The 21,249-nt window shown below is 37.0% G+C and carries 29 protein-coding genes; 26 read left to right on the top strand and 3 right to left on the bottom strand.

Features of this window, described 5'->3' with window-relative positions; all coding sequences use genetic code 11:
• Positions 1-64: 64 nt before the first annotated feature.
• Positions 65-694, bottom strand: a complete 630-nt coding sequence (locus DF185_RS12210; protein ID WP_110361036.1) for a DUF4290 domain-containing protein — start codon at positions 692-694, stop codon at positions 65-67.
• Positions 695-953: 259 nt separating this feature from the next.
• Positions 954-3,272: an ATP-dependent helicase gene (locus DF185_RS12205; RefSeq protein WP_110361035.1), complete on the bottom strand. Its 2,319-nt coding sequence runs from the start codon at positions 3,270-3,272 to the stop codon at positions 954-956.
• A 172-nt stretch (positions 3,273-3,444) separates the two neighbouring features.
• On the opposite strand from DF185_RS12205, the gene DF185_RS12200 reads away from it, so the two are divergent.
• A complete protein-coding gene (locus DF185_RS12200; RefSeq protein WP_165836025.1) occupies positions 3,445-4,782 on the top strand; it encodes a T9SS type B sorting domain-containing protein in 1,338 nt (445 codons plus the stop codon).
• 147 nt (positions 4,783-4,929) lie between these two features.
• On the opposite strand, the gene fusA2 is transcribed toward DF185_RS12200, so the two are convergent.
• Positions 4,930-7,086: an elongation factor G2 gene (fusA2, locus tag DF185_RS12195; protein ID WP_110361033.1), complete on the bottom strand. Its 2,157-nt coding sequence runs from the start codon at positions 7,084-7,086 to the stop codon at positions 4,930-4,932.
• A 410-nt stretch (positions 7,087-7,496) separates the two neighbouring features.
• On the opposite strand from fusA2, the gene rpsL reads away from it, so the two are divergent.
• From rpsL to secY, 25 genes are all read left to right on the top strand, one after another.
• On the top strand, positions 7,497-7,874 hold the full coding sequence (gene rpsL / locus DF185_RS12190; protein WP_054714004.1) for a 30S ribosomal protein S12: 378 nt from the start codon (positions 7,497-7,499) through the stop codon (positions 7,872-7,874).
• Positions 7,875-8,000: 126 nt separating this feature from the next.
• Entirely contained in the window at positions 8,001-8,477 is a 477-nt protein-coding gene (gene rpsG, locus DF185_RS12185) for a 30S ribosomal protein S7 (protein ID WP_110361032.1), read from the top strand.
• A gap of 36 nt (positions 8,478-8,513) precedes the next feature.
• The gene (gene fusA, locus DF185_RS12180) at positions 8,514-10,628 is read left to right on the top strand and encodes an elongation factor G (RefSeq protein ID WP_110361031.1); all 2,115 of its coding nucleotides are present in this window, start codon (positions 8,514-8,516) and stop codon (positions 10,626-10,628) included.
• Positions 10,629-10,656: 28 nt separating this feature from the next.
• The gene (gene rpsJ, locus DF185_RS12175) at positions 10,657-10,962 is read left to right on the top strand and encodes a 30S ribosomal protein S10 (protein ID WP_110361030.1); all 306 of its coding nucleotides are present in this window, start codon (positions 10,657-10,659) and stop codon (positions 10,960-10,962) included.
• A 37-nt stretch (positions 10,963-10,999) separates the two neighbouring features.
• Positions 11,000-11,617 carry a 50S ribosomal protein L3 gene (gene rplC / locus DF185_RS12170; protein ID WP_110361029.1) on the top strand — a complete coding sequence of 206 codons (618 nt, stop codon included), beginning with the start codon at positions 11,000-11,002 and terminating at the stop codon, positions 11,615-11,617.
• Positions 11,617-12,249, top strand: coding sequence for a 50S ribosomal protein L4 (gene rplD / locus DF185_RS12165; protein WP_110361028.1), 633 nt, complete (start codon positions 11,617-11,619; stop codon positions 12,247-12,249). Before rplC ends, rplD begins: the two co-directional genes overlap by 1 nt.
• 10 nt (positions 12,250-12,259) lie before the next feature.
• Complete coding sequence (gene rplW / locus DF185_RS12160) at positions 12,260-12,550, top strand: 50S ribosomal protein L23 (RefSeq protein ID WP_110361027.1); 291 nt, start codon at positions 12,260-12,262, stop codon at positions 12,548-12,550.
• Between the two features lie 7 nt (positions 12,551-12,557).
• Entirely contained in the window at positions 12,558-13,382 is an 825-nt protein-coding gene (gene rplB / locus DF185_RS12155; RefSeq protein WP_110361026.1) for a 50S ribosomal protein L2, read from the top strand.
• Positions 13,383-13,401: 19 nt separating this feature from the next.
• Positions 13,402-13,671: a 30S ribosomal protein S19 gene (rpsS, locus tag DF185_RS12150; RefSeq protein ID WP_110361025.1), complete on the top strand. Its 270-nt coding sequence runs from the start codon at positions 13,402-13,404 to the stop codon at positions 13,669-13,671.
• A gap of 37 nt (positions 13,672-13,708) precedes the next feature.
• Positions 13,709-14,122, top strand: coding sequence for a 50S ribosomal protein L22 (gene rplV, locus DF185_RS12145; protein WP_110361024.1), 414 nt, complete (start codon positions 13,709-13,711; stop codon positions 14,120-14,122).
• Positions 14,123-14,127: 5 nt separating this feature from the next.
• Positions 14,128-14,838: a 30S ribosomal protein S3 gene (rpsC, locus tag DF185_RS12140; RefSeq protein ID WP_110361023.1), complete on the top strand. Its 711-nt coding sequence runs from the start codon at positions 14,128-14,130 to the stop codon at positions 14,836-14,838.
• A gap of 26 nt (positions 14,839-14,864) precedes the next feature.
• The gene (rplP, locus tag DF185_RS12135; protein WP_110361022.1) at positions 14,865-15,296 is read left to right on the top strand and encodes a 50S ribosomal protein L16; all 432 of its coding nucleotides are present in this window, start codon (positions 14,865-14,867) and stop codon (positions 15,294-15,296) included.
• A gap of 2 nt (positions 15,297-15,298) precedes the next feature.
• Positions 15,299-15,496, top strand: coding sequence for a 50S ribosomal protein L29 (gene rpmC, locus DF185_RS12130; RefSeq protein WP_054714037.1), 198 nt, complete (start codon positions 15,299-15,301; stop codon positions 15,494-15,496).
• 7 nt (positions 15,497-15,503) lie between these two features.
• Positions 15,504-15,758, top strand: coding sequence for a 30S ribosomal protein S17 (gene rpsQ, locus DF185_RS12125; RefSeq protein WP_054714042.1), 255 nt, complete (start codon positions 15,504-15,506; stop codon positions 15,756-15,758).
• 2 nt (positions 15,759-15,760) lie between these two features.
• Entirely contained in the window at positions 15,761-16,126 is a 366-nt protein-coding gene (rplN, locus tag DF185_RS12120) for a 50S ribosomal protein L14 (RefSeq protein ID WP_110361021.1), read from the top strand.
• Between the two features lie 19 nt (positions 16,127-16,145).
• Complete coding sequence (gene rplX / locus DF185_RS12115) at positions 16,146-16,463, top strand: 50S ribosomal protein L24 (RefSeq protein WP_110361020.1); 318 nt, start codon at positions 16,146-16,148, stop codon at positions 16,461-16,463.
• Positions 16,463-17,017, top strand: a complete 555-nt coding sequence (gene rplE / locus DF185_RS12110; RefSeq protein WP_110361019.1) for a 50S ribosomal protein L5 — start codon at positions 16,463-16,465, stop codon at positions 17,015-17,017. Before rplX ends, rplE begins: the two co-directional genes overlap by 1 nt.
• Positions 17,018-17,021: 4 nt before the next feature.
• Positions 17,022-17,291: a 30S ribosomal protein S14 gene (gene rpsN / locus DF185_RS12105; RefSeq protein WP_110361018.1), complete on the top strand. Its 270-nt coding sequence runs from the start codon at positions 17,022-17,024 to the stop codon at positions 17,289-17,291.
• Positions 17,292-17,362: 71 nt separating this feature from the next.
• Entirely contained in the window at positions 17,363-17,758 is a 396-nt protein-coding gene (gene rpsH, locus DF185_RS12100; RefSeq protein ID WP_054714057.1) for a 30S ribosomal protein S8, read from the top strand.
• A 16-nt stretch (positions 17,759-17,774) separates the two neighbouring features.
• A complete protein-coding gene (gene rplF, locus DF185_RS12095; RefSeq protein ID WP_110361017.1) occupies positions 17,775-18,329 on the top strand; it encodes a 50S ribosomal protein L6 in 555 nt (184 codons plus the stop codon).
• 18 nt (positions 18,330-18,347) lie between these two features.
• Entirely contained in the window at positions 18,348-18,704 is a 357-nt protein-coding gene (gene rplR / locus DF185_RS12090; RefSeq protein WP_110361016.1) for a 50S ribosomal protein L18, read from the top strand.
• A gap of 5 nt (positions 18,705-18,709) precedes the next feature.
• Positions 18,710-19,222, top strand: coding sequence for a 30S ribosomal protein S5 (gene rpsE / locus DF185_RS12085; protein ID WP_054714068.1), 513 nt, complete (start codon positions 18,710-18,712; stop codon positions 19,220-19,222).
• A gap of 10 nt (positions 19,223-19,232) precedes the next feature.
• Positions 19,233-19,409 carry a 50S ribosomal protein L30 gene (gene rpmD / locus DF185_RS12080; protein WP_110361015.1) on the top strand — a complete coding sequence of 59 codons (177 nt, stop codon included), beginning with the start codon at positions 19,233-19,235 and terminating at the stop codon, positions 19,407-19,409.
• A gap of 29 nt (positions 19,410-19,438) precedes the next feature.
• Positions 19,439-19,885: a 50S ribosomal protein L15 gene (rplO, locus tag DF185_RS12075; RefSeq protein ID WP_110361014.1), complete on the top strand. Its 447-nt coding sequence runs from the start codon at positions 19,439-19,441 to the stop codon at positions 19,883-19,885.
• Positions 19,886-19,893: 8 nt separating this feature from the next.
• Complete coding sequence (secY, locus tag DF185_RS12070; RefSeq protein ID WP_110361013.1) at positions 19,894-21,237, top strand: preprotein translocase subunit SecY; 1,344 nt, start codon at positions 19,894-19,896, stop codon at positions 21,235-21,237.
• The last annotated feature ends 12 nt before the right edge of the window (positions 21,238-21,249 follow it).

The raw sequence follows: 21,249 nt of genomic DNA, 5'->3' as shown, positions 1-21,249 counted from the left end.
GGAAAAAACGGAAATATTAAGCTTGTTGAATAAAAAAGCCGGTTAAAAAACCGGCTTTCTGTAATTATCTATTTTTGTTGTGCTTGCGATGATCATTTCGATGTCCGCCACTATGCTTTTTGCGTGGTTTATTTTTCTGTGAGAAATCTTTATCTCTGGCTTCGCGTAATTTCAATTCTTCAGGAATAGTTAACTGTCCATTTGAAAGTTCTACGATATCTTGAAAAATTTTATCATCAGGTACACTGTCCTTGTTCCAGTTGATGAATGATTTTTTCATATGGTTTGCAATCATTAAAATCAAAGCATCTTTTTCCTTTTGCTCTTCAATTTCGATTGCTTTTGCAATTAAAGATTCAATTGTTTTACCGTAGTGGCGATATTTAATTCGCTCGTTTTTATATGGAACCTTTTGTGGTTTCTCAGACAATTTTTCTTTTGTAGGAGTTTCAAAAGGAGAATCAATATCCAATTTAAAATCCGACATCAAAGCAAGGTGATCCCAAAGTTTATGTCTGAAATCGCTAACATCTCTTAGGTGTGGATACATGTTACCCATAACAGCGATAATGCTTTTGGCCACTTTATTTCTTTCGTCTCTATCTTCCACAGTTAGAGCAAAGTCAACCATTTTCTGAACGTTTCGCCCATATTCAGGAAGTACAAGGTGTTTCCTGTTCGAATTGTAATCCATTTATTCAGTTGTGTTAATTACGGTAATCAATTTCTTTTATATAAAAGGTAGTTGCGTTGTTTCAACACAATACATACCAAAATAAAATTGAAGTCTGTTTCTTAATAATTCGTAGTGACTATTTCTGATTTGTCGCTTATTTTATTGAAGTAAATAAGAATTTTAAACGTTTCGTTTTTGGTAATCGACAAACTTAGAAAGTCTTAGAACTCATTGCAAATGTATATGTTTTCTTTAATCATTACAAATTGTGAGAGAATTATCCTACAATTTTAAGTTTCGCAAATTTAAGTAGCAATTGTTTTTGTCCAACTGTTTTAAAGAATACAGTTGCTTTAATATTCGGTTTGTTTCCTTCCAATTGCAACACTTTACCTTTTCCGAATCGCTGGTGTTCAACTACCATTCCTGGTTGAATTGTATCAGGATCTGAAGGAGTGAAGTTTGGATCGACGTTTTGATTGCTACTTTGCTTGATACGTGAAACTGGTTGATTTAGTTTAGGTTTAGCCGAAAAACTTCTTTTTTGTTGAAATCTAATTGGTGAATTAGGAACTTCGAATTCAGTTGTACTTTGGTAATTGTCGCGACCATTTCCTGAGAACTCTGGCTCTTGTTCGTAAGTATATTCTACAAATCTTTCGTCAATTTCACGAATAAATCTACTTGGTCGGGGATAACTCATATTCCCCCATTTGTATCTCGATTTTGCGAATGAAAGAGTTGCTTTTTTCTCTGCACGAGTTAAGGCAACATAGAATAGTCTTCGCTCTTCCTCAAGCTCTTGCTGTGTGCTGGTTGCCATTTGTGAAGGAAACAACTCCTCTTCCAAACCTACAATATACAAGTATGGGAATTCCAAACCTTTTGCCGAGTGAATGGTCATTAAGGTTACCTTATCTCGATCTTCGTCTTTTTCATTATCCTGATCTGTTAACAAGGCCACATCTTCCAAAAAGTTTGGCAAATGTAATTCACGACCTTCTTCCAATGCATTCTGTGTAAATTCTTGTATACCGTTCAGCAATTCCTGTATATTCTCATGTCGTGAAACCCCTTCCGGAGATCTGTCGTTGTATAATTCTTTAATGATTCCGGTAGAGTTGGCAATATTGTTAGCCAAGTCGAAAGCCGTTTCAGTTGCCAATTGAGCCTGAAAACCTTTAATCAAATTGGTAAACTTCGCAATTTTTGAGATTGTTCCAGTATTTAATCCATAAGGACGCTCATGTAAACCGCAAATAATATCCCACATGCTAACTACATTTTGCGTTGCAGCTTCTTGTAGTTTAGCAATGGTAGTAGCTCCAATTCCACGCTTAGGATAGTTAATTACCCTTTTTATAGCTTCTTCATCGTGCGGATTTACAGCCATTCTACAATAGGCCAAAAGATCTTTAATCTCTTTACGTTGATAGAAAGAAAGTCCACCATAAATTTTATATGGAAGGTTTAACTTTCGTAAGGATTCCTCGAAAATTCTTGATTGAGCATTGGTTCGATATAAAATTGCAAAGTCTTGGTAAGCACAATGCGATCGCATTCTGGTTTCGAAAATATCATTCGTAATCAAGTAGCCTTCTTCATGGTCGGTTAAAGCTTTTACAATTCTGATTTTATCCCCTTCTTCATTATCCGAAAATGATTCTTTCTGAATCTGGCCTTTGTTTTTATGAATTATGCTATTGGCAGCGTTTACAATATTCTGAGTAGATCGATAGTTTTGTTCCAGTTTGTATAACTGGTAATTTGGATAATCGTTTCTAAAGTTCAGAATGTTTTCAATTTTGGCACCACGGAAAGAGTAAATACTCTGAGCATCGTCACCTACAACACATACATTCTTGTGTTGCTCTGCCAATTTTTTTACAATTAAATATTGTGCGTAATTGGTATCCTGATACTCATCTACCAAAACGTATTTGAATTTATCTTGATATTTGGCTAATATTTCTGGAAAATCCCTGAATAAGATGTTGGTTTGCAAAAGCAAATCATCAAAATCCATTGCATTGGCTTGTTTGCATCTTTGTGAATATCTGCTGTAAATTTCTGAGATGCGTGGCTTTCTTGCTTCTGCATCTGCTTTTTGAGCTTTTGCATTGTTGGCATAGGCTGCAGATGTCACTAAATTATTTTTAGCCGATGAAATTCGATTCTGAACTTCGTTAGGTTTGTAAACCTTATCATCTAACTGCATTTCTTTAATGATGGCGCGATAAAGATTACGCGAATCTTGTGTATCGTAAATGGTAAAGTTGGAATCGAAACCTAAATGTTCAGCCTCGTATCTTAAAATTCTTGAAAAAATAGAGTGGAATGTTCCCATCCATAAGCTTTGCGCCTGCTCTAGACCAACTACATTGGCAATTCTGTCTTTCATTTCGCGAGCCGCCTTGTTGGTAAAGGTTAAGGCCAAAACCGAATAAGGACGAACACCCTGATTCAACAAGTGAGCAATTCTGTAGGTAAGTACTCTGGTTTTACCCGATCCTGCACCTGCAATTACAAGCGATGGTCCGGTGTAATTTTCAACAGCTTCTTTCTGAACAGGGTTTAACTCATTCAAATATTCCATTCTAACAATTCTTTATCTGTAAATTTCGAGTGTCAAAAATAACACTTGTATATTAATATTGAATTCTTTTTATGAATTAAGCCACAAGTTAATTGATTAATATGGAAAAAACGGCTTAATTTTTTTTAATATTGTAAATCAAGATAAGCTAAATTAAATGTCCCAAATAAAGATGATAATCAAATCCGATTTTAGATATTCCCTTAAGTTATTTATTGCTTTTGTTGTAATGTTCTCTGCTATTTTATTGGAGAAAGCTAATGGACAGATATCTGCCGAGAAAGCAAGTTATAGAACTCTAACAGAGTATACCAGCACAGCAAACGATTCAGTTTTTGTGTTTTGTGATAATATAGGAACTGGAGTTGGTGAATTGAGAGCTGATTCTCCAGATGGAACAAATGGCTGGACATTTGCTTGGACCAAGTGGGATGCTACAGCCAATGATTTTGTAACCAATTTGATAACAGAACCAAATCAGAGTTTTTCTATATTGTCAAATTTAACTGATGGAAGATATCAGGTAGTAATGTCAAAAAGTGGAGAAACTGATGAGACAAGTATTGCATGGGTTTTAAATAATAGCAATACCGATCCGGTTCTAACTTTAAGCCAAATGAATTGTGATGGGGTATACTTTACGGGGTCATTTGCAAAAAAAGAACTGCAGTATCAGGATGTTCCCGATGCAAGCCAATTAAATGTGCAGGTTGATGATAGAGTTGTATTCTCTCTTCGAAGAAATGGAGAGGAAAAGCAAGGGACTCCACTTGTGTCTTATGATGGATCAGATGAGAGGCTTTTCGATGGGGAAGCATATGAAGGTGATGAGACATATCAGTTGGTTGTAACAGATCAATATGCTTGTGAATTTACATCCAATTCAATAGTATCCAATACTTACGTGGTTAAAGCTGATTTTTCTGTTGATCCAAAGAAAGGTGAGGCTGCTTTAGAAGTGAAGTTTACAAACAACTCTATCAACGCTACTGATTATGACTGGTATTTGTATCAGGATTCTGAAAGGGTTCCTGAAGATGTAACTGAGGATGAAGATCGTTTATTGACAGATGGCGTTTTAACAACTGAAGATAAAGATCCGTTTGAATTTACTTACAAGCATCCAGGAAAGTATCAAGTCAAATTGATTGTAAAGTCTAATAAAGGACCTAAGGAATGTATTCATGAAATGATGTTAAGTACTCCAATTATGGTAGATACTTCTTTGGTTCAAGTTCCGAATGTGTTTACGCCAAATGGAGATGGTAGGAATGATATTTGGAAAGTTAAGACTCAATCACTGTTTTTAGAAAGTTTTCATGCAATTGTTTTTAATCGATGGGGCCGAGTTGTTTATGAATGGAGAAATCCTGAAGAAGGTTGGAATGGAGAAGTAAATGGCAAAATGGCTACGCCAGGAACTTACTTTTATGTGATTACTGCAGTTGGCCGAGAGGAGAAAACCAAAAAATATACGAAGAAAGGTTCCTTTATGCTGATAAGGAAATAAAAAGGAACTGACTTGTTGAAATAAAAGTCTAGACTTGCGATGAAAAAGGTCTAGACCTTTTTTCTTTACATATAATGTGTTGAGTAATAATCAAAAAAAAACCGCCTCGAAAGTGAGACGGTTTTAGGTTTATACTTAAAAATACAATTATGCTTCTGCAGTTTCTTCTTCGTAAGCTGCTAATAATTCTTCCTGAACATCTCCTGGAACTTTTTCGTAACCATCAAATTTCATAGTGAATTGGGCACGACCACCAGTTAATGAACTCAATGAAGTTGAGTAGCGGTTCATTTCCTTTAATGGAACTTTAGCAAGAATCTTCTGGAATCCTTTTTCAGCTTCCATACCCATAATCATAGCTCTACGAGTTTGAAGATCACTCATTACATCACCCATTCTATCTTCAGGAACCAATACTTCTACATCGTAAATAGGTTCAAGGATTTTAGGACCAGCATTTTTAAATGCCGTACTAAATGCGTGACGACCTGCCAATTTAAATGAAATTTCATTCGAGTCTACAGCGTGCATTTTACCATCGTAAACTACAACGCGAATATCACGTGCATACGAACCGGTTAATGGACCTTCATCCATTTTTTCCATTACACCCTTAAGGATAGCAGGAAGGAATCTGGTATCAATAGCACCACCAACAATACAGTTACAGAAAACTAATTTTCCGCCCCAGTCTAGTTCATGCTCTTCAGTACCTCTTAAATTAACTTTTAGTTCTTTACCATTTACATTATACATTACTGGATCAGGCATTCCTTCAGTGTATGGTTCAATAATTATATGAACTTCACCAAATTGTCCTGAACCGCCCGATTGTTTCTTGTGGCGATAATCTGCCTGAGCAAGTTTGGTAATGGTTTCACGATAAGGAATCTTAGGATCAAGGAATTCAATTTCCATCTTATCATTATTCAGCAATCTCCACTTTAAAGTATTCATATGAAATTCACCTTGTCCGTGAAGAATGATTTGCTTCAATTCTTTCGAATATTCAATAATAATTGTAGGATCTTCTTCGTGAATACGATGTAATAACTCTCCTAATCTTTCTTCATCACCATCTTCCTTAGCTTTAACAGCAGTTCTGTATTTTGGTTCTGGGAATTCAATTTCTTTATATGTGAAATCACAATCTTTACCATTTAAGGTGTGATTGTTTTTAGTATTCTTCAATTTAACGGTTGCTCCGATATCTCCCGCAACAAGTTCAGAAACTCTTTCTCTGTTTCTTCCTGCTACCAAATAGAGTTGAGATAATCTTTCCTTAGTGCCATTGTTGATGTTGTTTAAGTCATCCCCTTCCTTAACACTACCAGAAATCACTTTAAAATAACTAACCTCACCAATATGTGGTTCCATTGATGTTTTAAATACAAATAGTGAAGTAGGAGCATTAACGTCACATTTAGCTTCTCTTCCACTTACTGTTGGAATAGCAGGCATTTCTGTAACGAATGGAACGATATTGCCAATAAACTCCATTAAACGACGCACGCCCATGTCTTTTTTAGCTGAAATGCAGAATACAGGGAAAAGATCACCTGCGATCATTCCTTTTTTCATTCCTTCGCGCATTTCATCTTCGGTAAGAGTTCCCTTATCGAAATACAATTCCATAAGAGCTTCATCATTCTCAGCAGCCGATTCTACCAATTCATTGTGTAGTTCATCAGCTTTATCTTTTTCCGAATCAGGAATGTCTAAAATCTGAGGTTCACCACCGTCTGGTCCCCATTGGTACATTTTCATTTTAAGTACATCCACAACAGCGTTAAAGTTTACGCCAACGTTTACAGGATACTGTACAATTGAAACTTTGTTGCCAAAGTTAGTCTTCGCTGATTCTATTGATTGTTCAAAATTAGCTTTGTCGTGGTCTAACTGATTCACTACAAAGATTAGAGGAGTGTTTAATGCAGCTGCTCTTCTACCAATAATTTCGGTACCAACTTCAACGCCATGCTGTGCATTGATAAGCATTAAACCAGTGTCGGTTACATTTAAAGCGGAAATTACACCTCCAGAAAAATCGTCTGCACCTGGAGTGTCAATAAAATTGATTTTCTTCCCTAGCCATTCTGTATACAAAACTGTTGAAAATACAGAGTTACCATATTCATGTTCGACAGGATTGTAATCAGAAACGGTGTTATTATCTTCCACGTTTCCGCGTCTTGTAATAACACCGCCTTCAAACAACATAGATTCGGCTAGGGTAGTTTTACCCGAGCCGGCGTTGCCAATGAGGGCGATGTTCTTAATTTCGTTTGATTGATACACTTTCATAATCGTATTTTTTTGGGTTTATATAAAATAAGTATCAAAAACCGGGTGTTAGGTTAGTGCCCGGCTTTAGGTTTTAAGGCTTACCAAATTAATTAACTTTTTAATAAGATACAATATACATTGTGCCTATTTTGTGGAAAATAATTGACATGCAGGATTTTTGGTCGTATTTTTGTCTTTATCCCGCGATTTTTCTAAGCTGTGTAGAGCTGAGTCGGAACTTATTTAAAATCAGTTGATTTTTTTATTTGATCACTATTTGACTTTTAAAAGGGTTTTCTTACCTTTGTGCGCTGATTTCAAGGGGATTTTTGCAAAAATCAACATAACGATTGTTGTTTTTAGTAAATAAATAATACCTTTGCAAACCAATTTGTTAAAATATATTTAATTAAAAAGTAATTGTTAATATGCCTACAATTCAACAGTTAGTTCGAAAAGGAAGAACCAAGCTTCAAGAGAAGAGCAAGGCTCCAGCGTTGGATTCTTGTCCTCAAAGAAGAGGGGTTTGCGTGCGTGTGTATACCACTACACCTAAGAAGCCTAACTCAGCAATGCGTAAAGTTGCTCGTGTTAGATTGACTAACGGAAAAGAAGTGAATGCTTACATTCCGGGTGAAGGACACAATTTGCAAGAGCACTCTATCGTATTGATCAGAGGTGGTCGTGTAAAGGACCTTCCAGGGGTAAGATATCACCTTGTTCGTGGTGCTCTTGATGCTTCAGGGGTAGAAGGTCGTATGCAGCGTCGTTCTAAGTATGGTACTAAGAGACCAAAGAAAAAGTAAAATCTAGTTTGTAACTGTAGGAGTTATAGTTTATGTGTTGTTCCCACTTGGTTGAGTAAATAGTCGAGAGATTGTTGAAGACGCACTTGGGCAGCTAACATACGAATAGCTCGTAAACTAAAAGAAATGAGAAAATCAAGACCTAAAAAAAGAATCTTGTTGCCAGATCCAAAATTTAATGATGTTTTGGTTACAAGATTTGTAAATGACTTGATGATGGACGGTAAGAAAAATCTTGCGTTCAAAATTTTCTACGATTCATTAGAGATCGTTAAGTCTAAAACTGAAAAGCTTGAAAAATCTCCACTTGAGATTTGGAAAAAAGCTTTGGAAAACATTACTCCAGCTGTAGAGGTTAAGTCTCGCCGTGTAGGTGGTGCTACTTTCCAGGTTCCAATGGAAATTCGTCCAGAAAGAAAAGTTTCTATTTCTATTAAGAATATGATTCTTTTTGCTCGTAAGAGATCTGGTAAGTCTATGGCTGAAAAATTGTCTGCAGAAATTATTGCTGCTTTCAATGAAGAAGGTGGAGCTTTCAAGAAGAAGGAAGATACTCACAGAATGGCTGAAGCTAACCGTGCTTTCGCTCACTTTAGATTTTAATAGAATTGTTTAAGCAATTTGTAGAGGACAAAGAAAATGGCTAAGAGAGATTTAAAATTTACCAGAAACATTGGTATCATGGCACACATCGACGCCGGTAAAACAACTACTACCGAGCGTATTTTGTATTATACAGGTGTATCTCACAAAATTGGTGAGGTTCATGATGGTGCTGCTACAATGGACTGGATGGAGCAAGAGCAAGAAAGAGGTATTACAATTACTTCTGCTGCTACGACTTGTTTTTGGAACTACGATAGCAAGAAGTATCAAATCAACATTATTGATACCCCGGGTCACGTTGACTTTACTGTAGAGGTAGAGCGTTCTTTGCGTGTTCTTGATGGTGCTGTTGCATGTTTCTGTGCAGTAGGTGGTGTTGAGGCTCAGTCTGAAACAGTTTGGAGACAAGCTGATAAATACAAAGTGCCTCGTATGGGTTTTGTGAACAAGATGGACCGTTCTGGTGCTGACTTTTTCAAAGCTGTACGTGAGGTAAAAGAAAAGTTGGGAGCTAATCCTGTGCCTATTCAAATTCCAATCGGATCAGAAGAGAACTTCAAAGGTGTAATCGATTTGATTACAATGAAGGCTATTGTATGGTACGATGATGAAAATGGTACTAACTATACTTTAGAAGAGATTCCAGATCACTTGGTAGCTGATGCTAATGAGTGGAGAGAGAAGCTTGTTGAGGCTGTAGCTGAGCAAGACGAGGAGTTGTTGGAGCGTTTCTTCGAAGATCCAGATTCAATTACTGAAGAGGAGATGTTGGCTGTTATCCGTAAAGCAACTATTGCTATGGATATCGTTCCAATGTTGTGTGGTTCTGCATTTAAGAATAAAGGTGTTCAGCGTTTGTTGGATGCAATTATTACTTATATGCCATCGCCACTTGATATTGATGCAATTGTAGGTACTGTTCCTGGTTCAGACGAGGAAGTTGTTCGTCAGCCAGATGTGGATGAACCTTTGGCAGCTTTAGCATTTAAAATTGCTACTGACCCATTTGTAGGTCGTTTGGCATTTACTCGTGTATATTCTGGTTTTATTGATGCTGGTTCATACGTGTTCAATACTCGTTCAGGTAACAAAGAACGTATTTCTCGTATTTATCAAATGCACTCAAACAAGCAAAATGCTATCGATCGTGTAGAAGCTGGTGATATTTGTGCTTGTGTTGGTTTTAAAGATGTTCGTACAGGTGATACTCTTTGTCAAAAAGAAAACCCAATCGAGCTAGAATCTATGGATTTCCCAGATCCAGTAATCGGTATCGCTGTTGAGCCATTGACTCAAAAAGATGTTGATAAATTGGGAATGGCGCTTGGTAAATTGGCTGAAGAGGATCCAACATTCCAGGTTAAAACTGACGAAGATTCAGGTCAAACTGTAATCTCAGGTATGGGTGAGCTTCACTTGGATATTATTATCGACCGTTTGAAGCGTGAGTTTAAAGTAGAATGTAATCAAGGTGCACCTCAGGTAGCTTACAAAGAAGCTATTACTGGTACTGTTGAACACCGTGAGGTATTCAAGAAGCAGTCTGGTGGACGTGGTAAGTTTGCTGATATTCAATTCCACATTGGCCCAGCTGATGAAGAATTCGAAGGTGAAGGGTTACAATTCATCGATCAAATTAAAGGTGGTAACATTCCTAAGGAATACGTTCCTTCTGTTCAGAAAGGTTTCGAAGAAGCTATGAAGAATGGTGTGTTGGCAGGTTACTCTGTTGATCGTTTGAAAGTTACTTTGTTTGACGGATCTTTCCATCCAGTTGACTCGGATCAATTATCATTTGAGATGGCTGCTAAAATGGGATTCAAGGCTGCATGTGCTAAAGCATCTCCAGTATTACTTGAGCCTGTTATGAAGCTTGAGGTAATTACTCCAGAAGAATACATGGGTGACATCATCGGTGACTTGAACAAGCGTCGTGGTCAGGTTGAAGGAATGGAGTCTAAGCATGGTGCTCGTGTTGTAAATGCTAAAGTACCTTTGGCAGAGCAATTCGGTTATGTAACTGTGTTGAGAACCTTATCTTCAGGTCGTGCAAACTCTTCTATGGAATTCTCTCACTTCGAGGAAGTACCTAAAGGTATCGCTAAAGAAGTTGTTGAGAATGCAAAGGGTAAAGTTGAATTATTATAATTATATCATCGTATAATATCTAAATAAGATGAGCCAAAAAATTAGAATTAAACTGAAATCTTACGATCACAACTTGGTTGACAAGTCGGCTGAGAAAATCGTAAAAACAGTTAAGGCTACAGGTGCGGTTGTTAGTGGTCCAATTCCACTTCCAACTCACAAAAGAATTTTTACTGTTCTTCGTTCTACTTTCGTGAACAAGAAATCAAGAGAACAGTTTCAACTTTCTTCTTTCAAGCGTTTAATTGATATTTACAGTTCTACTGCAAATACAATTGATGCTTTGATGAAGCTAGAGTTGCCTAGCGGTGTAGAAGTTGAAATTAAAGTTTGATAATCTAGTAAGATTTATTTTTAAAAAGTAAAGAGAAATGCCAGGATTAATTGGAAAAAAAATCGGAATGACTTCCGTTTACAGTGCCGAGGGAAAAAATATTCCATGCACTGTCATTGAGGCAGGTCCATGTGTTGTAACTCAGATCAAAACTGTTGAGACTGATGGTTACGAAGCACTTCAGTTGGCTTTTGATGAAAAGAAAGAAAAGCGAACAACTAAGGCGCTAGATGGGCACTTTAAAAAGGCAAACACAACTCCTAAGAAAAAACTAGTTGAGTTTTCAGATTTTGAAAATGAATACCAGTTAGGAGACGTTATCGATGTTGAATTATTCGAAGACACTCCATATGTGGATGTTACCGGAGTTTCAAAAGGTAAAGGTTTCCAAGGGGTAGTAAAACGTCATGGTTTTGGCGGAGTAGGTGGCGCGACACACGGTCAGCATAACCGTTTACGTGCACCTGGTTCTATTGGTGCTGCATCTTACCCAGCTCGCGTATTTAAAGGCATGAGAATGGCCGGACGTACAGGTGGGGACAACGTGAAGGTTCAAAACCTTCAAGTACTTAAGGTTATCAAAGAAAATAACCTATTGTTAGTTAAAGGATCTCTTCCAGGGTCTAAAGGTTCATACGTAATTATTGAGAAGTAATGGAATTAGCGATTTTAAACACAGCTGGAGAAGATACTGGTAGAAAAATTGAATTGAATGATTCAGTTTTTGGCATCGAACCAAATGAGCATGCTATTTACCTAGACGTTAAACAATTTTTGGCGAACCAACGTCAGGGAACTCACAAATCGAAAGAAAGAGCTGAGATTTCTGGTAGTACTGCCAAACTAAAGAAACAAAAAGGTACTGGTACAGCACGTGCTGGTAGCATCAAGTCACCTATCTTCAGAGGAGGTGGACGCGTATTCGGTCCTCGTCCAAGAAACTACGGTTTCAAATTGAATAAAAAACTGAAGCAGTTGGCTCGTAAATCTGCTTTAACGATCAAAGCTCAAAACGATGCTTTAATGGTAGTTGAAGACTTCAATTTCGAAGCTCCTAAGACAAAAGAATTTGTTAATATTCAGAATAGCTTAAAAGTAGCTGATAAAAAAGTGCTTTTAGTTTTATCTGAAGATAATAAAAACATATATTTGTCTTCTCGTAATTTGAAGAATGTTAACGTTGTTCGTGTTTCTGACCTTGCAACTTATGACATTATGAAAGCTTCAACTTTGGTGTTTGTAGAAAGTTCTGTAAAAGGACTTGATGAAATGTTTAAACTAAACTAAGTTTAAAAAAATGGATATTTTAATTAAGCCAATCGTTACTGAGAAAATGACTGAACAAAGCGAAAAATTCAATCGCTTTGGTTTTGTTGTTAATCGTAGAGCGACAAAGATCGAAATTAAGGCAGCAGTAGAATCAATGTACAATGTTAAAGTGGCATCTGTTAATACCATGAATTATCAAGGTAAAAAGAAAAGCCGTTTTACAAAAGCTGGTGCTATTGAGGGAAGAACTGCGTCTTTTAAAAAGGCGATCGTTACTTTAGTTGAAGGTGATAATATAGATTTTTATAGCAATATTTAATTAGAAAATGGCTGTACGTAAATTAAAACCTGTAACTCCTGGTCAAAGAAATAAGATCTTAAATACCTTTGAGCAGGTAACTACAGACAAACCTGAGAAATCATTGTTAAGACCAATGAAAAAAACTGGTGGTAGAAATAACACCGGTAAGATGACAATGAGATATATAGGTGGTGGTCACAAGAGAAGATATAGAGTTATTGATTTCAAAAGAGACAAGGACAATGTTCCAGCAAAAGTTGTTTCGATTGAGTACGATCCAAACCGTACTGCACGCATCGCATTGCTTGTGTATGCCGACGGTGAGAAACGTTACATCATCGCTCCAAACGGACTTGAAGTTGGACAAACTTTGCTTTCTGGTGAAAAAGTAGCTCCAGAAATCGGAAACTCAATGCCATTATCTGATATCCCATTAGGTACAATAATTCACAATATTGAATTAAGACCCTCTCAAGGTGCTGTGATGGCTCGTAGCGCTGGTGCATATGCTCAACTTGTTTCAAGAGAAGGCAAATATGCAATGATCAAATTACCTTCTGGAGAAGTTAGAATGATCCTAGTAACTTGTAAGGCAACTATCGGTACTGTTTCAAATACTGACCATGCGTTGGAAAGAAGCGGTAAAGCTGGTCGTACTCGTTGGTTAGGTAGAAGACCTCGTGTTCGTGGTGTGGTAATGAATCCAGTGGATCACCCAATGGGTGGTGGTGAAGGTAAATCTTCAGGTGGACATCCACGTTCTAGAACCGGTGTATTAGCTAAAGGGTTCAAAACTCGAGCTAAGAAAAACGCTTCTAATAAGTATATTGTAGAAAGAAGGAAAAAGTAATTTGATTAATTAGATTGTTATGAGTCGTTCATTAAAAAAAGGCCCTTTTATCGATTTCAAATTGGAGAAACGAGTATTGGAGCAAAATGAGTCAGGAAAAAAATCTGTGATTAAAACCTGGTCAAGACGTTCTATGATCTCTCCGGATTTCGTAGGTCACACAGTTGCCGTTCACAACGGAAACAAATTCATTCCAGTTTATGTTACTGAAAATATGGTAGGACATAAATTAGGTGAATTTGCGCCAACTCGTACTTTTAGAGGTCACGCTGACAAGAAGAAAAAATAGCGTGAAGCGTTTTAATTAACATTTTGAATTTGTAAAAATGGGTGCAAGAAAAAGAATAAGAGCAAACCAAATAAAGGAGGAAAAAAAGAGCAAAGCATTTGCTAGCTTGAAAAATGTTCCTACTTCGCCTCGTAAAATGAGACTTGTTGCCGATATGGTAAGAGGTATGGAGGTGAACCGAGCTTTAGATGTACTTCGTTTCAGTCCGAAAGAAGCATCGATTCGCGTAGAGAAACTATTGCTTTCTGCGATTGCCAACTGGCAAGCAAAGAACGAAGGTCAAAGAATTGAGGAAAATGAATTATTCATCAAAGAAATTTGTGTTGATTCAGCTAGAATTCTTAAGCGTCTTAGACCAGCTCCACAGGGGAGAGCACATAGAATTAGAAAAAGATCAAATCATGTAACTATATTGTTGGCAAGTAAAACTGCTGAGAATACTAAAGAATAGTTAGAATGGGACAAAAAGTAAATCCAATAGGAAATAGACTAGGAATCATCAGAGGATGGGATTCTAACTGGTTTGGCGGAAAAAACTACGGCGATAAGCTTGTTGAAGATACCAAAATTAGAAAGTACCTAAATGCTCGTTTAGCTAAAGCAAGTATTTCTAAGATCATTATTGAAAGAACTCTTAAATTAATCACTATCACTATCAACACTGCTCGTCCTGGTATCATTATCGGGAAAGGTGGTCAAGAAGTTGACAAGTTGAAAGAAGAGTTGAAGAAGATTACAGACAAGGAAGTACAAATTAATATCTTCGAAATTAAACGTCCAGAAATGGATGCTGTAATCGTTGCTAATAACATCGCTCGTCAGATTGAAGGCCGTATCGCCTACAGAAGAGCAATTAAGATGGCTATTGCTTCTACTATGAGAATGGGTGCTGAAGGAATCAAAATTCAGATTTCTGGCCGTTTAAATGGAGCGGAAATGGCACGTTCTGAAATGTATAAAGAAGGACGTACTCCACTTCATACCTTAAGAGCTGATATCGATTACTGTCAAGCTGAAGCTTTGACTACTTACGGTTTGATCGGTATCAAAGTTTGGATCTGTAAAGGTGAAGTTTACGGTAAACGTGATCTTACTCCTAACGCTGGCATGAAAGATAGCCGTGGTCCAAAAGGAAAAGGTGGTTTTAATAGAAGAAAAAAGAAGTAGTCTTTAAATTTTAAAGAATTAGTACGATGTTACAACCAAAAAGGACAAAATTTAGAAGACAACAAAAGGGAAGAATGAAAGGTAACGCTGGTCGCGGTACTGAATTAGCATTCGGATCTTTTGGGATCAAGTCACTTGAAGAAAAGTGGATTACTGGTCGTCAAATTGAAGCTGCTCGTGTGGCAGTAACCCGATATATGCAGAGACAAGGTCAAATCTGGATTCGTATTTTCCCAGATAAGCCAATCACTAAGAAGCCTGCAGAGGTACGTATGGGTAAGGGTAAGGGTTCTCCAGAAGGATTCGTTGCTCCTGTTTCACCAGGAAGAATGTTATTCGAATGTGAGGGTGTTCCTTACGAAGTAGCAAAAGAGGCATTGCGTCTTGCAGCTCAAAAATTACCTGTTACTACAAAGTTTGTCGTAAGACGTGATTATGTTGAAAGTTCAAATGATTAATCATGAAGAATTCAGAAATTAAAGAGTTAACAACACAGGAAATAGTAGAAAAGTTGGATGCTGAGAGAGCATCATTAACTCGCTTCAGACTAAATCACGCTATTTCACCTTTGGAAAATCCTTTGCAAATTAAGGAAACGAGACGCAACATTGCCAAATTGATGACAGAGTTACGTCAGAGACAATTAACTGAAAAGTAAAAAAGTGATGGAAAGAAATCTTAGAAAAGAGCGTATCGGGGTTGTGGTTAGCAACAAAATGGAAAAATCCATTACTGTTGCAGTTCACACAAAGGAAAAACACCCGATTTACGGTAAATTTGTGAACAAAACCAAAAAATTCACTGCTCACGATGAGGAAAACACCTGTAACGAAGGTGATACCGTAAAAATCATGGAAACCCGACCTTTAAGTAAAAATAAGAGTTGGAGATTAGTGGAAATTATTGAAAGAGCTAAGTAATCATGATACAAACAGAAAGTAGACTATTAGTAGCTGATAACAGTGGAGCAAAGGAAGTACTTTGTATCCGCGTGTTAGGCGGTACCAAAAAACGTTATGCTTCAATTGGAGATAAAATTGTGGTTACCGTGAAGAACGCTATCGCCGGTTCCGATATGAAAAAAGGAACAGTAACAAAAGCAGTTGTTGTTCGCACCAAAAAAGAGATTAGAAGACAAGACGGATCTTATATTCGCTTCGATGATAACGCATGTGTTTTATTAAACACTGCTGGTGAAATGAGAGGAACCCGTATTTTTGGACCTGTTGCAAGAGAGTTACGTGACACTGATATGAAGATCGTTTCTTTAGCACCAGAAGTTTTATAATCTTTGTAAACCTAGAACAATGAAGTTACATATTAAAAAGGGTGATACCGTTATTGTAAACGCTGGGGAATCAAAAGGACAGGAAGGTAAAGTATTAGAAGTTCTTGTTGACAAGCAACGTGCGATCGTTGAAGGTGTTAATATGATTTCTAAACACACCAAGCCAAACGCTGAGAATCCTCAAGGTGGTATCGTTAAAAAAGAAGCCTCAATTCACATTTCAAACTTAAATGTGAAAGATCCTTCAACAGGAAAAGCTACCCGTATTGGTAGAAAAGAGGGCGACAACAATAAATTAGTTAGATACTCTAAAAAGTCAGGGGAGGAGATTAAGTAATGAGCTATACACCGACTCTTAAAAAACAGTATGCAGAAGAAATCGTTCCTGCTTTAATGAAGGAATTCGATTACAAAACTGTAATGCAAGCACCTAAATTAACGAAGATAGTAATTAACCAAGGTGTTGGTTCGGCGATTGCTGATAAGAAAATACTTGAATTCTCTGTAAACGAGCTTACTGCAATTACTGGTCAGAAAGCTGTTCAGACTTTGTCTTCTAAAGATATCTCGAACTTTAAGTTACGTAAAGGTATGCCAATTGGTACTACTGTAACTTTACGTCGTGAGCGTATGTACGAATTTCTTGAAAAATTAGTTCGTGTTGCTTTACCACGTATCCGTGACTTTAAAGGTATCAAGAGTAAATTAGACGGTAGAGGTAACTATACTTTAGGTATCGAAGAACAAATCATTTTCCCTGAGATTGTTTTGGATAACGTAAACAAAATCATGGGTATGAACATTACCTTCGTTACTACTGCGAATACCGACGAAGAAGCTTATGCTCTTTTGAGAGAATTTGGATTACCATTTAAAAATCTAAAAAAATAAGACGATGGCTAAAGAATCAATGAAAGCTCGCGAAGTTAAGCGTCAGAAATTAGTTGAAAAATACGCAGCTAAAAGAGCTAAACTTAAAGAGGAAGGCGATTACATCGCTCTTAGTCGTTTGCCAAAAAACTCATCACCTGTTCGTTTGCACAACAGATGTAAGTTAACCGGTCGTCCGAAAGGTTATATGAGACAATTCGGAGTAAGTCGTATCACTTTCCGTGAAATGGCTTCAGCTGGTTTAATCCCAGGAGTTAAGAAGGCAAGTTGGTAATCAAAATTTGTTTATCAGATTATTGTTAAATATTGTCCCGAGAAATCGGGATCAATTTAATTTTTTATTATATGACAGATCCAATAGCAGATTTTCTTACACGTTTAAGAAATGCGATCATGGCAAATCACAAAGTTGTTGAGGTGCCAGCATCGAACGTGAAAAAAGAAATGACAAAGATTCTTAAGGATAAAGGTTATATCCTTAACTACAAATTTGTAGACGATGGACTTCAAGGAGTAATTAAAATTGCTTTGAAATACCATCCTGAAACCAAAATTCCAGCAATCAAAGATCTTAAGCGTGTGTCAAAACCAGGTTTGAGAAAATATTGTGGAGCTTTAGAATTACCTCGCGTACTTAACGGTTTAGGAATTGCGATTCTTTCAACTTCTCAGGGAGTTATGACTGACAAAGAAGCTCGTCAGAAGCATGTTGGTGGTGAAATATTGTGTTACGTTTATTAATTAAGGAGGATTAGAAATGTCACGAATTGGAAAATTACCTATCAATTTGCCTGCCGGAGTAAGCGTAACGGTAAATAAAGATAATTCAGTAGTTGTTAAAGGACCTAAAGGTGAATTAACACAACAAATTGATGCCGAAATCAAAGTTTCTGTTGAAGAAAACAAAGTTGTTCTTGAACGTCCTTCTGATCAGAAAAGACATAAAGCTATGCACGGTTTATACCGTTCATTAGTGAACAACATGGTTATTGGTGTAACTGAAGGTTATAAAATTGAGCAAGAATTAGTGGGTGTTGGTTACCGTGCAACTTCAAAAGGTCAGCTTTTGGAATTAGCTTTAGGTTACTCTCACTTGATCCACATGGAAATTGCTCCAGAGGTTAAAGTAACTGCTGTAACTGAAAAACGTGCTAACCCAATTATCACTCTTGAGAGTTGCGATAAGCACTTAGTAGGTCAAGTAGCTGCTAAAATCAGATCATTCAGAAAACCTGAGCCATATAAAGGTAAAGGTATTAAATTTGTTGGAGAACAGCTTAGAAGAAAAGCTGGTAAATCTGCAGGTAAATAATTTCTAAAACAGTAAATTATGGCTTTAACTAAGCAAGAAAGAAGACTAAGAATTAAAAGAAGAATTCGCAAGTCTGTTTCTGGAACTGCTGAAAGACCAAGAATGTCAGTTTTTCGTTCAAATAAGCAGATTTCAGTACAATTGATCGACGATCTTTCAGGTAAAACTTTGATGGCGACTAGCTCACAAATCAAAGAGATTGCTGAAAAATCAGTAAATAAAATTGAACAAGCTGAACTAGTAGGACAAGCAATTGCTGAAAAAGCAAGCGCTGCAGGTATCACTAGTGTTGTTTTCGATAGAAATGGTTACTTATACCATGGTAGAGTTAAATCATTAGCGGACGCTGCTCGTAAAGGTGGCCTTAAATTTTAATAATTATGGCAGATATCAAAAACGTTAAGACCAGCGACGCAGAATTGAAAGACAGACTGGTTGCTATTAATCGTGTTACTAAAGTAACAAAAGGTGGTAGAACTTTTAGTTTCTCTGCAATTGTTGTTGTAGGAAACGAGAATGGATTAGTAGGATGGGGACTTGGTAAAGCAAACGAGGTTACCACTGCTATTGCAAAAGGAGTAGAGGCTGCTAAGAAAAATTTGATTAAAGTACCTGTTTACAAAGGAACTATTCCTCACGAACAATTATCTAGATATGGCGGAGCACAGGTTTTTATTAAGCCTGCTTCTCACGGTACCGGGGTTAAAGCTGGTGGTGCGATGCGTGCCGTACTAGAGAGTGTTGGGGTAACCGACGTACTTGCTAAATCAAAAGGTTCATCAAACCCTCACAACCTTGTAAAAGCTACTTTCAATGCACTTGCTGAATTGAGAGATGCTCATACAGTTGCTGAGCACAGAGGTGTTTCATTAGATAAAGTGTTTAACGGATAATTTAAGGAAAATGGCTAAGATTAAAATCACTCAAGTAAAGAGCAAAATCGGTAGTACCGAACGCCAGAAAAAAACCTTGGAAGCATTAGGTTTGAATAAAATCAATGCTACTGTTGAACATGAAGCTACACCTCAAATTAAAGGTATGGTGGCTAAAGTACAACACTTGGTTTCCGTAGAAGAATAATCATTGTAAATATTTAGTAATAAATAGATATGGACTTAAGTAACTTAAAACCCGCTGCAGGATCGATTAAATCTAACAAGAGAATCGGTCGCGGTCAAGGATCAGGTAGAGGCGGTACCTCAACAAGAGGACATAAAGGTGCGAAGTCAAGATCTGGATACTCTAAAAAAGTTGGTTTCGAAGGGGGTCAAATGCCTTTGCAACGAAGAGTTCCTAAGTTTGGATTTAAGAACATCAACAGAAAAGAATACAAAGCTATTAATGTTGAAGTTTTACAAGCCTTAGCAGAAAAAAATAACATTACAGCTATCGACGTAGAAGTTTTAGTAAATGCTGGTTTAGCATCAAAGAACGATAATATTAAGATTTTAGGTAATGGTACAATTACTGCTAAGTTAGAAGTAAAAGCTCATGCATTCTCGAAATCTGCTCAAGCAGCGATTGAAGCAGTAGAAGGAACAGTTGTTAAATTGTAAGATTAAATATGAAAGGTTTAATAGAAACATTGAAGAACATCTGGAAGATTGAAGATTTAAGATCTCGTATCTTAACTACAATTGGTCTTCTTTTAGTGTACCGTTTAGGTGCTAAGGTGGTTTTGCCAGGTATTGACCCGGCACATTTGGACGCGTTAAAATCTCAAACAGCGGATGGGGTTTTAGGATTGTTGAACATGTTTTCGGGAGGTGCGTTTGCGAACGCCTCGATATTTGCTCTCGGTATCATGCCATACATTTCTGCCTCTATTGTAATCCAGTTAATGGGAATTGCGGTTCCTTATTTCCAAAGATTACAACGTGAAGGAGAAAGTGGACGTAGAAAAATCAATCAGATCACACGTTACCTAACCGTTATTATCCTTGTTCTTCAAGCACCAGGATATTTATTAAACTTACATACAACTTTACCTGAAGCAGCCTTTATTTTAAAAGGTACATTCTTTACGGTATCTTCTGTGGTAATTCTTGCGGCAGGATCAATGTTCATTATGTGGTTGGGTGAAAAAATTACTGATAAAGGAATCGGTAATGGTATTTCAATTATCATCATGATCGGTATTATTGCAAGATTACCATTCTCGTTCATTGCTGAATTAGGATCAAGAATTGAAGGACATGGCGGTGGTTTAATCGTTTTGGTTCTTGAAATTGTTGTTCTATTCATCATTTTTGCACTAACAATTTTGTTGGTACAAGGAACAAGAAAGATACCTGTACAATATGCTAAAAGAATCGTAGGTAACAAGCAATATGGTGGAGTACGTCAGTATATTCCTTTGAAAGTGAATGCTGCTGGTGTTATGCCAATCATCTTTGCTCAGGCAATTATGTTCTTGCCAATGGCGTTTGTTAACTATGCTAGTTCCGATGCATTAACAGGAGTAGCTGCAGCCTTATCTAACTTTACCGGATTTTGGTACAACGCTCTGTTCTTTGTAATGATTGTTTTATTCACATATTTCTATACTGCTATTACAGTAAATCCAACGCAAATGGCTGAGGATATGAAGAAAAATGGTGGGTTTATTCCAGGTATTAAACCAGGAAAGAAAACTATCGATTTCCTTGATACTGTAATGTCACGTATTACTTTACCTGGATCAATCTTCTTAGGTTTAGTAGCAATCTTACCAGCTTTTGCAATGATTGCTGGAGTGAATAATGAATTTGCACAATTTTACGGTGGTACTTCATTGTTGATTTTGGTTGGTGTAGTGCTTGATACATTACAGCAAATTGAGTCTCACTTATTAATGCGTCATTACGACGGATTGATGAAGTCTGGTAGAATAAAAGGTAAAACTCCGGGAGGAGCTGCTGCTTATTAAAATATTTTTGCT

The sequence above is a fragment of the Marinifilum breve genome, from assembly GCF_003202155.1.
GTDB classification, from domain to species: Bacteria; Bacteroidota; Bacteroidia; order Bacteroidales; family Marinifilaceae; genus Marinifilum; species Marinifilum breve.
The sequence above is the reverse complement of the archived record's forward strand: the minus strand, read 5'-3'. Positions and strand labels throughout refer to the sequence as shown.